Origin of the sequence: Pseudomonas koreensis, assembly GCF_025447595.1 — a bacterium.
GTDB lineage: Bacteria > Pseudomonadota > Gammaproteobacteria > Pseudomonadales > Pseudomonadaceae > Aquipseudomonas > Aquipseudomonas koreensis_H.
The window spans coordinates 58135-71911 of the sequence record NZ_JAOEJU010000009.1; the positions used below are offsets into that span (position 1 = coordinate 58135).

At 59.6% G+C, this 13777-nt stretch carries 11 protein-coding genes, 1 tRNA gene and 1 pseudogene; 1 reads left to right on the plus strand and 12 read right to left on the minus strand.

The annotated features are described in order from the left end of the window. Positions 1–11: 11 nt before the first annotated feature. Positions 12–740 (minus strand): annotated as a pseudogene (locus N8H71_RS13455) (class I SAM-dependent methyltransferase). A 523-nt stretch (positions 741–1263) separates the two neighbouring features. Between N8H71_RS13455 and N8H71_RS13460 the strand changes: the two are divergent. Continuing rightward, on the plus strand, positions 1264–1632 hold the full coding sequence (locus N8H71_RS13460; RefSeq protein ID WP_262194359.1) for a DUF6124 family protein: 369 nt from the start codon (positions 1264–1266) through the stop codon (positions 1630–1632). Between the two features lie 221 nt (positions 1633–1853). Here N8H71_RS13460 and N8H71_RS13465 read toward each other — a convergent pair whose 3' ends face one another. The 11 genes from N8H71_RS13465 to uca form a co-directional block, all read right to left on the minus strand. Further along, complete coding sequence (locus N8H71_RS13465) at positions 1854–2261, minus strand: type II toxin-antitoxin system HicB family antitoxin (protein ID WP_007957951.1); 408 nt, start codon at positions 2259–2261, stop codon at positions 1854–1856. A 34-nt stretch (positions 2262–2295) separates the two neighbouring features. Beyond that, positions 2296–2475: a type II toxin-antitoxin system HicA family toxin gene (locus tag N8H71_RS13470; RefSeq protein WP_007957952.1), complete on the minus strand. Its 180-nt coding sequence runs from the start codon at positions 2473–2475 to the stop codon at positions 2296–2298. A gap of 520 nt (positions 2476–2995) precedes the next feature. After that, the gene (locus tag N8H71_RS13475) at positions 2996–3163 is read right to left on the minus strand and encodes a hypothetical protein (protein ID WP_167443763.1); all 168 of its coding nucleotides are present in this window, start codon (positions 3161–3163) and stop codon (positions 2996–2998) included. Then, the gene (locus N8H71_RS13480; RefSeq protein ID WP_262194362.1) at positions 3151–3885 is read right to left on the minus strand and encodes a zeta toxin family protein; all 735 of its coding nucleotides are present in this window, start codon (positions 3883–3885) and stop codon (positions 3151–3153) included. Before N8H71_RS13480 ends, N8H71_RS13475 begins: the two co-directional genes overlap by 13 nt. A gap of 348 nt (positions 3886–4233) precedes the next feature. After that, a tRNA-Gly gene (locus N8H71_RS13485) sits at positions 4234–4307 on the minus strand. A gap of 169 nt (positions 4308–4476) precedes the next feature. Then, complete coding sequence (locus N8H71_RS13490; RefSeq protein ID WP_085605494.1) at positions 4477–5361, minus strand: alpha/beta fold hydrolase; 885 nt, start codon at positions 5359–5361, stop codon at positions 4477–4479. A 317-nt stretch (positions 5362–5678) separates the two neighbouring features. Beyond that, complete coding sequence (locus N8H71_RS13495) at positions 5679–6371, minus strand: pseudouridine synthase (RefSeq protein ID WP_262194364.1); 693 nt, start codon at positions 6369–6371, stop codon at positions 5679–5681. Positions 6372–6404: 33 nt separating this feature from the next. After that, positions 6405–6623, minus strand: coding sequence for a cysteine-rich CWC family protein (locus N8H71_RS13500; RefSeq protein WP_007957955.1), 219 nt, complete (start codon positions 6621–6623; stop codon positions 6405–6407). A 5-nt stretch (positions 6624–6628) separates the two neighbouring features. Further along, positions 6629–8116, minus strand: coding sequence for a sensor domain-containing diguanylate cyclase (locus N8H71_RS13505; RefSeq protein WP_262194365.1), 1488 nt, complete (start codon positions 8114–8116; stop codon positions 6629–6631). Positions 8117–8273: 157 nt separating this feature from the next. Next, positions 8274–10046 carry an allophanate hydrolase gene (gene atzF / locus N8H71_RS13510; protein ID WP_262194367.1) on the minus strand — a complete coding sequence of 591 codons (1773 nt, stop codon included), beginning with the start codon at positions 10044–10046 and terminating at the stop codon, positions 8274–8276. A 24-nt stretch (positions 10047–10070) separates the two neighbouring features. Continuing rightward, complete coding sequence (gene uca / locus N8H71_RS13515; protein ID WP_262194368.1) at positions 10071–13685, minus strand: urea carboxylase; 3615 nt, start codon at positions 13683–13685, stop codon at positions 10071–10073. Positions 13686–13777: the final 92 nt, after the last annotated feature.

Genomic DNA, 13777 nt, shown 5'->3' on the forward strand with positions numbered 1-13777 from the left:
TTCTTTTGCGGTCAGCGCTGTACGGCGACCAGCATCATCATCGGTCGCTCACGCTCTTCAGCGAGGGCCGGTTGCGCAACTACCTAGGCATCGCTCGGGCCCCATTCATTGACGTGTTGAATCGTGAAACCTGCGTTGATCAACGCGTTGAGTAGCGTGCCGACCGTACGATGCTGCTTGATCACTCCGTCCGCCAGCCAGTTCGTAACCCGCTCGCCTTCCCTCTGATAACTGTCCAGCGGCCAGCGCTTGTTGCCTTCGCTGTCGATCAGCCAGCCCGGATTGCGCGGCGCCATGAAAATCGGGTGCTCAATGGAAAACACAAAATGCGCTCCGGGTTTAAGCGCCGCGTGCAGCTTGGCAAACAGGTTTGAGAGATCCTTGATGTAATGCAGGGCCAGTGAGCTGTAGGCCAGATCGTAAGTGCACGCAGGCAGATCGAGGTGTTCCAGGTCGGCACGTTCGTAGCGGATGTTTGCAGCCGAGGTGGTTTCCTTCGCCCGTTCGAGCATTTTCTCCGAGACATCCAGCCCCAGCACCTCGGTTGCGCCCTGTTCGCTGGCCCAGCGGCAGAACCAGCCATAGCCGCAGCCCAGATCCACTACCTGCAAACCGTGCAGGGAGGGCAACAAGGCTTTCAGCGCCGGCCATTCCGGCGCGGCATCGAGGCCGCCGATGGAGCGGTTCATCTGGCTGTAGCCCTGGAAAAATTCGGGATCGTCGTAGATGTTCTGGGTCATGGGTTTGCTGCTCTTTTGAATTTGATTCGGGTGGCTCGGAGGCCACGGTTTTGAATCCCTCGAAACGTGATGGCGCGTATTCGTCGATGGCCGCGCAGGGGGAGGGTGGTGGGCGATGGGGAAATGCTAGCGGGTCGTGGCGAGTGTGAGAACCGGGCGAGTGTTGGGGATCTGTAAGCGTGGTTTTTCGATTCGGGATGTTTAAAGAGTTGGGCCTGTTTACTGAACCTTCCCACAAGGTTTTCAGGTTGTCCGTCGGAAGTGCGGACTCTAGCCTTTGAGGGTCGCTGATGAATCGGCGATCGGGATTGGAACCCCGGCGACTTCACTGAATGCAAAGCGTCGTTCATGACGTATGCTTGCGCACCTTGATGGTGTGCACTCTGTTATGGCGGCTGTGCGCGGGAGACTTCGAGTCTGTCGGGTTTTGCTTGGTGGCCCGGGTTCCAACCTGCGTACAGCTGCCACCCCTTCGCGTGGAACCGAATGGGGCAGCTCTAACCATCACACCGAGTATCAAATCATGTTCAAGCCAACACCGAATCCCCCAGAAGTCGAAACCGACCCGACGTCCCCGTACGTCTCGATCGATTGCAGAAAACTCAACGACGCCGCCAACCGCGCCCTCGATCACTACCTCTGCCCCGGCGCCCATGTCATGGGCACGACCAACCAGCCCGACCCGATGTACTTCGCCAACCCGGCCTACGACACCGAATCCCTGCTGGCCAACGCCAGCGAATCACTGGGTTCGGCATCCGAGATGCTCAACAACTTCGCCGCCACCCTCGACCCCACCCACCGCAGAACCGCGATAGGCATTGCGCAACTGGTGATGCTGGGGGAATTGGCGGTGAATCAGGCGCTGGATCATGTTGAGGTGAAAGGCTGATGCTTTGTTTTGGTGAAAAGGCTGAGCCGGATAAGAGCAAAATATAGTGAAACCTAACGGTATATAGGGAGACCCGTTATACGTCGGTAGATTTATGTAGAAACAAGCAATTGTGAGGCTGTCTTAAATCACGGCGTCGCTGAATCGAACAGTAACTACGCCGATGCGACGTTTCAGCGGGCAAGAAAAAAACCGGTCTTCAAGACCGGTTTTTATCCGCTTCAACGTTGCTGCAAAACCTTGAGTGCCGCCGAGGCCAGAAATCCGGAGCGGCTTTTCTCTTCCGGATGGTGCAACACGTATTCATCGATACGGTTGAGCAAATAGCCGGGCAATGTGATGTTGAGTTTCTGAGCTTTGCCCAGGTATTTGGTCACATCGATATCCACCACCGCCCACGTGCAGCCAGCGTATTTTGGATTGGCGGCATGCAGTGTGACCTTGTTGGCCGGCGGGATGGGCGAGCCGTCTTCGGCCAGTATCTCGAAATGGCCTTCGATGGCTTCGCGGGCCATCGCCATCGCATCGTCCAGATCATCACCGGCGGAAAAACAGCCCGGAATATCCGGCACCTCCACTCCCCAGGCATGTCCTTCATCACCCACTGAAATCGCGATCGGGTAAAGCATGTGTCGTCCTCCACGGCGCAATTGACCTGATAAGTCAAAGCAGCGCCTGCTGCAAAATACTGATGGCCGTTTTCTTGAGCAGATCCTTCTTCGGGTGAGGCACTGTGACCAGACCAGGTTTGGTCGGATGCTTGAAGTGATGATGACTGCCCCTTACCCGCACCAGATACCAACCGTCTGCGACGAGCTGGCCAATTAGAAAACGGCTATTCACAACACCTCCCTGTGGTGTGCTTGGTGGGTACTATACCCACGATTTATTATCGATCAACACTATAACCACCGAGCGGTCATCGTCCTTTGATGGGGGCGGCGGTCACGAAGAAGTCTAGGCGGGGATACTTCAGCAGAATGGGGACTGTATTGCAGGCCGTTTCCATGAAATCCAATGGGTTGGCGTTGAGGCTCAACAGGTGTGGGTTCCTGGCCAAAGTAGGTTTCTGAGGCGACCTCCAATTCCAATATTTTGGGGCTTATCTCGATTTTGGCGTGATAACCCACAATTAAAGGGAGTTAAGCGCAGCTGAGATAAGGTCTGCTCCCTGAGTGGGGCTGGGCTCTTATTCTCTCCAAATCACAAACATAAAAAATCGGCCATCAAGACCGTTTTTTTAGAGACCGCACTCCTGCTGCTATCGTCCAAAAGCTTGCACGCCGGAGCACGTAAAACACGTCAACGGCAGAATGAAAAAGCCCGGCACTTGGCCGGGCAGTTTTGGAATCCGCTAACGTAATCAGGCTTGCTTTTCACGTGCAGCCAGCATTACTTCATTCTGTTTTTTGGTGGCTTCGGTCAGCACTTCACTGTAAACGCGCTTTTTTTCTTCCGATTTCGCATTACGAATGAAGTCTGCGAATGGACTCGTGGACTCCTTTGGGGATCCGAGTTTCATGGAAAACATGGGGTTACTCCGTTATTCATCCCAAGCATGACCATCAGGTCGTGTTTCGTATGCTTCTCCGGGATATGGTAGTCGATCTTGTCAACACCCGCCTTGTAGAGACGGCCAGAATTATCAATGTGCTTCACAAGCAGATCGACATGAAGATCCTTGCCAAACTCTAGCTTAAGCGTGTTAACCACGTCACGTGCTGCAAAATATTGGTCGACGAAATGCTCCGGTCGAATCCTCCGTCCTTCGGCTTCCTCACGAGCCGTGACAAATGACCAAGCAAGCCTGGGGTCTTGATAGACATAGAGAATTTGAACGAATCTCCCCTTGTCCAGGCAACGCCGCACATTGTTCCTTGCGATCTCTATATTTGAAAGCGTCCCATCGAGCAGGAAAGATTGTTTTCGATCCAGGGCAAGATCAATCAGCTTTCCTATCAGAATTGAAACGGCGCCTTGGAAAAGCCAGGCATTGCCACCTTGATAGGCTTCAAATTCGTTTCTGAGGTCGTCTGGATCGATTCGCAGGATCGGCGTATCAGAGAAAAGGTTCAGCAGGGCTAATGATGCCTCTGTCTTGCCAGCCCCCGGCGACCCAGCCATGAAAACTGAAACAGGCTCTTTTTCGGGCGGATACCGGGTCTGATCCGTGAGTCGCTTGCCAATAGCTTTCTTGTTTGATCGTGCGAACCTGATCGCATCGTCCCAGATGGCCTGTTCTTCATCCGTCATTCCAAGTCTTTTGTCTTCCTGCACTGGATGTGAACGCTCTTCGATTGAAAGGCCATTTACGGTTTGCGCTCTGGATTTACCGCAGTGTAGTGGTTTCCAATCGGTCGAAATCTTGATGGGAAACCGTACTCATGGATCATTCCTTTGAGCAAACTGTGTTTCTTGTGGCTGGAGAGAATGAAGAGTAGAGAGGGATACCGTATCTGCAATCAACGGTGTATTGCTGAATTGTTCTTTGCCGGACGAGCAGCAGACCTCAAAACGCAGACACAAAAAAACCGGCCATCAAGGCCGGTTTTTCTGTTTGCGCATCCCCCGTCAAACCACGACGCAGGACATAAATTCGATTGGAGCGGGTGAAGGGAATCGAACCCTCGTTATCAGCTTGGGAAGCTGGAGTAATGCCATTATACGACACCCGCTCAGAGCGGCTGACTTTGTACCAGACTCGGCCACGGATTTGAAGTTTTCTTTGCGTGTGGCGAGTGGAAAAGCCTGAATCAGAGCCGGATCGGTCAATCGCGGGCAAGCACTACGGGCTGGAGGACGGCTGAATCTCAGCCTCGCAGGCTTGCTCGCGACGACACTGTTTCAAATGGCCAATGCATGGTGATCCTGGACGAGCTGGTAACGCGTTCGGCTGGCCTGTTGCGCCGGTTTCAGGAAACCGAGCAGGGCGTTCTGGCTGTCCCGGCAGGCGGATTTGTGTTCCATGTCGAGGAAGTGCCCGGTGGCCTGCAGGGTGGTGAAGGTGCTCTGCGCGACATGGCTGCCGAACAGGCGCGCATCTTCGGCGGCGGTGTATTCGTCCCATTCGCCGTTCATGAACAGCACCGGTACGTTGATTTTTTTCGCCGCGTTCAGATAGCACTGACGGTCGCTGTGCAGCACGTCGTTGATGTGGAAATGCATCTGCCCGTATTCGTGCTCGGCCAGGCTGCTGACGTGGCGGTAGTTGAAGCGCTTGAACAGCGACGGCAGGTGTTTGCCGATAGTGTTGTTGACGAGGTGGCCGACCCGGTCGCCATCGCGTTGGCCGAGGCATTCGACGCCGCGTTCGAGGTAATCGAGCATGTGCGCGTTGATCACCGGGGAGAACGAACTGATCACGGCTTTTTCGATGCGCCGAGGCTGATGCGCGAGGGCGACCATGGTCGCGGCGCCACCCCAGGAGAACGACAGCACGTGTTCGGCCGCGAAGTGATCGATCAGCTCCAGCAGGATCAGACCTTCGACTTCTTTCGTCAGATGTTTCTCGTGGCGGTTGTGGACTTTCGACTTGCCCGCGTAGGGCTGGTCGTAGCAGACCACGTTGAATTGCGGGTGCAGATTTTTCACGGTTTGTGCAAACGACGCAGTCGTGGCCATCGAGCCGTTGACCAGGATGATGGTCTTTTCTGCGGCGTCTGCGCGATAGAACTCCGTGTAAACCCGATACTGACCCTGTATATCCAGCACAGCGATTTCTGGCCTCATGTCATAAGACTCCTGGCAAGCAAGCGGGTATGCGCGCAAATAGAGATTGCACGAGCTTTGTGACAGGTAGGCATACGCCTGGAATTTTGGAGCCCATGTCGATCCGGAACGGCAGGTCGACGGGTATTGTTATTGGCGGGCAATCTGCCGGCTGAGGCGCAGCCCTTGAGGGCTGTCTACCGGCAAAAAGTTTCTTAGAAGTTATGTGTGACTCATCGGTCACAATTTGGCCGACGTCCTGATTCAAGCAGGGGGATCCGGATCGCGCAAGTGCCGTTGGTAAATTGTTCGACAACTTCTGCTGAGCGGTCGGCGGCTTAGAACAAATGAATCTCTTCGGTGCGCAAGGCGCGGTACTCGCCCGGTTTTAGCGCGTGATCCAGCGGCAGAGGGCCCATGGATTCGCGGTGCAGGCGCAGCACTTTGTTGTTGAAGTGACCGAACATGCGCTTCACCTGGTGGTAACGACCCTCGACGATGCTCAACCGCGCCGTTCGCGCGCCGAGCACTTCCAGCTGCGCCGGTTGGGTGGTCAGGTCTTCGAAGGCGAAGTAAATCCCCTCGGCGAACTTGATCGCATATTCCGGGCCGATCTCCTGTTCGGTCTCGACGTAATAGACCTTCGGCAGTTTGGTCTGCGGCTGGGTCAGGCGCCGTGACCAGCTGCCGTCGTTGGTGATCAGCATCAGCCCGGTGGTGTTGAAGTCCAGACGCCCGGCGATGTGCAGGTCGTCCTTGTCCGGCTCGTGGATCAGGTCGAGCACGGTCGGATGTTCGGGATCGCGGGTGGCGCTGACGCAGCCTTGCGGTTTGTACAGCATGAAATAGCGCGCCGGTTTACCGCTTTGCAGCACTTCGTCGTCGACTTCGACGCGGCTGAATTCCAGGACTTCGCTGTGAGGGTCGCTGACGACTTTTCCGTCAATGCGCACGCGCTTTTCTACCAGCAACAGGCGAACCTGTTTGCGGTTGTAGCGGGGCAGGTTACTGAGGAAACGGTCGACACGCATGATCAGGAATCGGCAAGAAGCGAGGCGCGCATCTTACGGGATCGACGGCTTGGCCGCTTGCAGTTGCGCCTCGACCTGGGCGCAACGCGGGCACAGGCAGGACTTGTCGCGCAGCTCCGCCGGCAAGGCTTCGAGCACTGCCGGGTCAATCGAAACGCCGTAGCACCAGCAGGCGCGGTCGGCGGTGCGCGGGTCGGCCAGGGTGCAGTCGTTGCGGGCGCCACAGGCCGGGCAGAGGTCAGGTTTGTTCATGAGTGTCAGGCATAGGTCGAGTGAGGCATTTCCATGCAGGTGCGGTTACGGCCGGTCTGTTTCGCCCGGTACATCGCATGATCGGCCCGGGACAGCAGGCTGTGCAAGGTGTCATCCCGTTGCAGGGTGGTGGCGCCGATGCTGACCGTCAGATTCAGGGTATGACCGTTGTAGGCATATTCATGCTGTTCGACGTGCTGGCGGATCTTCTCGGCAATCTTCTGACCGGTTTCGCCGTCAGTGTCCTTCAGCAAAACGATAAATTCCTCACCGCCCCAACGGCAGACGATGTCGGAATGTCGCAGGCAACTTTGCAGGTCACGGGCGAACCCGATCAGCACCTGATCGCCGGCCATGTGTCCGTAGGTGTCGTTCAAGACCTTGAAGTGATCCAGATCCAGCAGCAGTGCGGTCAGCGGTTTCGGCTCGCGATGGGCTTCGTGCAGCGCTTGCGCCGCGAGCAGGTCGAAGCCGCGGCGGTTGGGCAGTTCGGTGAGACTGTCGAGGGTGGCCTGGGCGTGGATCTTTTCCTGATAGCGGCGGATCAAGCGGTTGACCAATGCCAGCACAATCAGCGTCACCAGCAGGCAGATCAGCAGATTGAGGTACAGCGACTGGCGGATTTCGCTTAGCGCGCCGTCTTCGCGTTTATCGACGAACAGGTACCAGTTCAACTCAGGAATAAACCGCACGTTGAGGAAATGTCCCTGACCGTGGGCGGAATATTCGTAGCTGCCGCTGTGAGGTTTGGGCAACTGGCTGACCAGGCTTTTCATGCTGTCGAGGTCGTTCAGGCTTTTCCCGACTGGCGCCCCTTCCGGCCCGCCCTCAGCACCGGTCAAGACCAGTCGGCCGAAGGTGTCGACGAAGTAAACGCTGCGTTGATAGCGCTGCTGGTACTTGTCGATCAGCTTGATCACCGCATCCACCGTCAGCCCTACGCCGGCGGCGCCGATGAAGCGATCGTTGTAGTCATAGACCTTGTAGTTGATGAAGAAGGTCATGTTGTCTTTGTTGGCCAGGTCCGGGTCGACGTTAATCTCGTACGGATCCTTCATGTCGCGCACGCGGAAGTACCAGGCGTCGCGTGGTTCGTCGATTTTCACCTGCTTGAGCACGCCCTTGGCGTGATAGTAGGTGTGGGTGCTGTTGGAAATGAAGAACGCGGTATAGGCGCCGTAGTGGGTCATGACCTCGTCGAGGTAGCGGGTCATCTGGTCGCTGTCTTTTTCGCCGTTTACCACCCAGTCGCGCATGAAGGTGTCGCGGGACATCATCGAGGAAATCAGGATCGGTCTGACAAGGTCTTTCTGGATTTCCGAGTAGACCGTGTCGGAGGTCAGCGGCAGTTCGGTGTTGACAATGTTGTCGCGGATCGACGCGCGCGAGGCGTAGTAGCTGAGCAGCGAGGTGGCGAGGAAACCTGCGCCGAGGAGGGCGACCAGAGTCAGTACCAGCGAACGTTGGGAGTAAAACGCAGATCTGAGCGGCATTGGCAGTTCCGTCGACGGTGGCCCGATGGCAGCATTCTAGTGAGATGGCCGGGAAAAAACTGCGGGATTTGTGCCTGAAATGACGGGTAATCAGACGCCGCTCTCTCACCGACCCTCTCCAGCAGGGAGAGGGCCGGCGATTTGCCAGATTTTCGGGTCAGTCGCGGCTGGCGAGGTAGGCGCGCCAGCCACCCAGATGGCTGATGTCGTCCGCACCGTCCAGGCCATAGGGCTCACAGATGAATCCGCTTTCCCAACGGCCATCCGCCAGTTGCACCTTGCCTAGGCCCAGCGGTGCCGGGATGCCGGTCAGGAACGAGCCCAGTTCACTGCTCGGCAACTCCCAGACCTCCACCGCGATAGCCACACCACCTTCCGCCACACGCAGCATCCCCGGGCGCAGGGGCGGGCCGCCGGCCAGCGCGTAGAGTTTGTAGTCCTTCGAGCTGTGGGTGGCTTCGATCAGGCGTGCGCCGCGTTGCTGCAACTGCCAGTTCAGGGCCAGTCCATCGAGGTGCGCGCCGCAGACCACCAGCCGCGCCCGGTCATTGCGCGCCGGATTCGCCGGTGTCGGCAGCGCCGGATTCTGTTGGCGCTGCAAGGTGTCCGCCAGGCCCAGCAGATACTGGTCGGTGAACGCCCGGCCAAACAGCGTCACGCCCCACGGCAAACCGTTGTCCATGACCGCGCTGGGCACGGCGACGGCCGCGTAATCCAGCAGGTTCATGAAATTGGTGTAGTAACCCAGTTCGGCGTTGCGCAGCACCGGCTCGGCGTCCAGTTCGGCCAGGGTCACCGGGCGGCCGATGGTGGGCGTGAGCACGCAGTCGAGTCCGTCGAGAGCCTGATCGCAAACGGCTTTGAGCGCCTGCAGTCGATACTGCGCACGGAACGCTTGCACGCCCGTCACCGCCGGGGCTTTGGCCAGCACCGCGCGGATCACCGGCAGCACGGCTTCGGGACGCTGTTCCATCAGCTCGCCGGCAACGCTGTAACGCTCGGCAACCCATGGCCCTTCGTACAGCAACCGCGCGGCTTCGAGGAACGGTGACAAGTCCAGTTCGACCGCTTCGCCGCCCAGAGCCTTCAGACGGTCGACGGCATCGCCGAACAGCAACGGGCCTTCGGGGCAACCGAAAAACTCAAGATCCTGTGCACGCGGAACGCCAAACCGGAAGGGTTTGGGAGCACCGAATGCCGAGCTGTCATTCCACGCCGGATTGCGGCGGCTGTATTCATCCCGAGGGTCGAAACGGGCGGTCAGTGCCAGCAACTGGCTGGCCTCGCGTGCGGTCGCGGTGAAGGTCGTGACGCAGTCCAGCGTGCGGCAGGCCGGCACCACGCCTGCGGTAGAGATCAGGCCTTTGGTGGCTTTGAGTCCCACCAGATTGTTCAGCGCTGCCGGCACCCGTCCCGAGCCTGCGGTGTCGGTGCCCAGGGCAAAACTGGCGACGCCGAGCGCCACCGCCAGCGACGAGCCGGCGCTGGAACCACCGGAGGGATATTCCGGCAACACGCTGTTCGGGCAGACGCCGTAGGGTGAGCGGCTGCCATTGAGGCCGGTGGCGAACTGGTCGAGGTTGGTCTTGCCCAGCGGAATTGCGCCCAGCGCCAGCAACTGTTCGACGATGGTTGCCGAACGCTCGGGAAGGTAGGCGAATGCGGGGCACGCGGCCGTGGTAGGGACACCGGCCAGGTCGATGTTGTCCTTGATCGCGAACGGCACACCATACAGCGGCAAGCTCTCTGGATCGCGGCCGTCGAGGCTGGCGAGGTACGGTTCCAGTTCCTCGGCGCTGAGCAGATGAATAAACAGGTGATAGTCGGGATTGAGCGCAGCGGCTTTTTCCCGCAGCGCCAACAGCAATTTGCGCGGTGTGATCTGGCCGTCGCGGTAGGCCTGGCGCAGGGCATCGAGTTGCAGATTCATGAGGTCATCCTTTGCAAAATGGGTTCAGTCGAGTTCCAGCACCACGACCCGTTGACCGGCGCGTACCGCCGAACCGGGTTGCACGCGAATCTCCCGGACCACGCCGGGCAGCGGCGCGAGCACGGGGATTTCCATCTTCATCGACTCCAGAATTACCAGCGCATCACCGGCCGCGACGCGACTCCCGACTTCGACCTGGACCTGCCAGAGGTTGCCGGCGATGTGGCTGTCGACACTCTGCTGACCGCTGGCCAGCGGCGTTTCGTCGTGGCTTTGCGGCACGGCTTCTTCGCTGTCGAAGTGCGCCTGGCCGCTGGCGATCCAGCGTTCACGCTCGGCGTTGAACGCGGTTTTTTGCTGCTGGCGAAAGGCGTGGATGCTCTCGGCTTCGCGGTTGAGAAACCCTTGATAATCGCCGAGGTTGAGCTGGCTCTGTTCGATATTCAAGTCGAAACGCCCGAGGGGAAAATCCCGGCGGATGCGCAGCAGTTCATCAGCGCTGACCGGGTAGAAGCGGATCTGGTCGAAGAAGCGCAGCAGCCACGGTTTGCCTTCGAACGCGGCGACTTCGCGATAGCGGTTCCACATCTGCAAGGTACGCCCGACGAACTGATATCCACCCGGGCCTTCCATGCCGTAGACGCACATGTAGGCGCCGCCGATGCCCACCGAGTTCTCGGCGGTCCAGGTGCGCGCCGGGTTGTATTTGGTGGTCACCAGCCGATGGCGCGGGTCGAGCGGCGTGGCGACCGGCGCACCCAGGTAGACGTCGCCGAGGCCCATCACCAGATAGCTCGCATCGAACACCGTGCGTTGCACCTCGTCGAGGTTCGGCAGGTCATTGATGCGGCGGATGAACTCCAGATTGCTCGGGCACCACGGTGCGTCCTTGCGCACGGTGGTCATGTATTTCTCGATTGCCAACTGGCAGGCCGGATCGTCCCAAGACAGCGGCAAGTGGACGATGCGCGACGGCACTTGCAGGTCAGTGGCGCTGCACACGGCATCCCACTCGCCGGCGACAATGCCGATCAGATCAGCCAGCGGCAGTTGCTCGGGCTGGTAGTGCACTTGCAGCGAGCGGATTCCCGGTGTCAGGTCGATCACGCCGTGCAGGGCCTTGGCCTCCAGAGCCTGCATCAGTGCGTGGGCGCGAAAGCGCAGGACCAGATCCAGTTCCGGCGCGCCGATTTCCAGCAGCACATGCGTATCGCCGGACAGTCGGGCGACGAGTCGCGTGTCCCCCTGACCCACATCCAGCACCACAGGTGAAACAAGACCTTGTAGGCGCTGGCCTGCCAGCGATGAAGTGGGTGCGGTGTCTGCTTGAGCCCCATCGCTGGTATCCCATTTCAGGGCGAGATCGCGTGCGGTCTTGAGATTGACCGGCTCAAACTGCACCTTGTCCCCGGCCTTGAGCTGGCCCAGTTGCCAGAGATCCGCCTCGATCACCGTCACCGGGCAGACAAACCCGCCAAGGCTCGGTCCATCCGGGCCGAGAATGACTGGCATGTCACCGGTAAAGTCCACCGCACCGATGGCGTAAGGATTGTCGTGAATGTTCGACGGATGCAGCCCGGCCTCGCCGCCGTCGGCGCGCACCCACTCTGGTTTCGGCCCGATCAGGCGCACGCCGGTGCGGCTGGAGTTGAAATGCACTTCCCATTGCGTGGTGAAAAAGGTGCCGATGTAGTTTTCAGTGAAGTATTCAGGCGCGCCATGAGGGCCGTAGATGGCGCGGATCCGGCGCACGGCAGGTAATTCGCTGACGTGATGGGGCGCCAATGTCTGCCCGGCGCTGCGCTCACTCGGGGCAGCCAGATGCAGCACGTCACCGGCGCGCAAGGCACGTCCGCCATGGCCACCGAACTGACCGAGGGTGAAGGTGCTTTTGCTGCCCAGATAATCCGGCACTTGCACGCCGCCGCGCAGGCACAGGTAGCTGCGTGCCCCGGCCCCCACCAGATTGCCCAGATGCAATTGACTGCCCGCCGGGATCAGCAGGGCGGTGTTCATCGCCTGCGGCTGGCCGTCGAGTGTCAGGGCAATCGGTGCGCCGGTCACGGCCACCACTGCATCGCAATTGAAGCGCAGCAACGGCCCGCTCATGGTGATTTCCAGCGCCGCCAGGCCTTCATCGTTGCCCAGTAAACGATTGCCCAGACGCAACGCGCGGCTGTCCATCGGCCCCGAGGGTGGCACGCCGACCGCCCAGTAGCCGAGGCGACCGGGGTAGTCCTGGACGCTGGTCTGGGTGCCGGCGCTCAGTACTTCAAACGTGTTGGCCCGGTACACCAGGCCTTCCAGGCAACGGGTCCAGGGCTGGCCGCTGGCGAACGGCGTATCGAGCAGAATCTGCCGCAAGTAGTCGCGGTTGGTTTCCACGCCGTACAGCAGGCTGTCGCCGAGGGCTTGATGCAGATCGGCGCGGGCCTGTTCGCGGGTCGGCGCCCAGCTGATGACTTTTGCGATCATCGGATCGAAGTAGGGCGGGATCTCACAACCGGCCTCAACCCAGGTGTCGATGCGCAGATGCCGGCCATCGGCGACGGGGAAATCGACCGCTGTCAGCAAGCCGGGGCTGGGCTGGAAATCGCGCCCCGGATCCTCGGCATACAGCCGTGCCTGAATCGCATGCCCCTGCGGTTGCAGGCCTGCGAACAGCTCGGCCAGCGGCGGCAAGTCACCGGCCGCCAGCTCGACCATCCAGCGCACCAGATCGACGCCCCACACCTGTTCGGTAACGCCGTGCTCAACCTGCAACCGGGTGTTCACTTCCAGAAAGTAGAAGCGCTGCGCATCGCTGTCGAAAACGAATTCGACGGTGCCGGCGCTGCGGTAATTCACCGCTTTGGCCAGTTTGATCGCCGCCGCGCACAGCTCATCCGCCATGCCTTCGGGCAGGTTCGGTGCCGGGGTTTCCTCGAGGACTTTCTGATTGCGCCGCTGCACCGAGCAGTCGCGCACGCCGAGGGCGATCACTGCGCCGTGGCCGTCGCCGAACACCTGGACTTCCAGATGCCGCGCACGCTGGATGTACTTCTCGATGAACACCCCGGCGTCGCTGAAGTTGTTCTGCCCGAGGCGCTTCACCGCGTCGAACGACTCGCTCAGTTCGCTGGCGTTGCGGCACACGCGCATGCCGATGCCACCGCCACCGGCGGTGCTTTTGAGCATCACCGGATACCCGACCGTTTCGCCGGCAGTCAGTGCGGCGTCGAGGCTGTCGAGCAATTCGGTGCCTTCGAGCATCGGCACGCCGTGCTGTTTGGCCAGGGCCCGTGCGGTGTGCTTGAGGCCGAACACCCGCAGTTGCTCCGGTGTCGGGCCGATGAAGGCAATGCCATGGTTTGCGCAGGCTTCGGCGAACGCGGCGTTTTCCGAGAGGAAGCCGTAGCCGGGGTGGATCGCGGTGGCGCCAGTGGCTTTGGCGATGGCGAGAATCTTGTCCACGGCCAGATAGGTGCCGGCCGCTGCGCCTTCGCCAAGGCTGTGGGCTTCTTCAGCTTGCAGGATGTGCAGGCTGGCGGCATCGGCTTCGGAGTACACCGCGACGCCTTCGACGTGCAGTTCACGCAAGGTGCGCAGAATGCGGCAGGCAATCGCGCCACGGTTGGCAATCAGGACTTTTTTGAACATGGCAAAACCCCTGAAGGGGATGCGGGCCGTCCCGCAGTTTTTCGATGAGCGCCGGGGTCGTCCCCGACGGCAAAATCACAATTTCGAAAGTC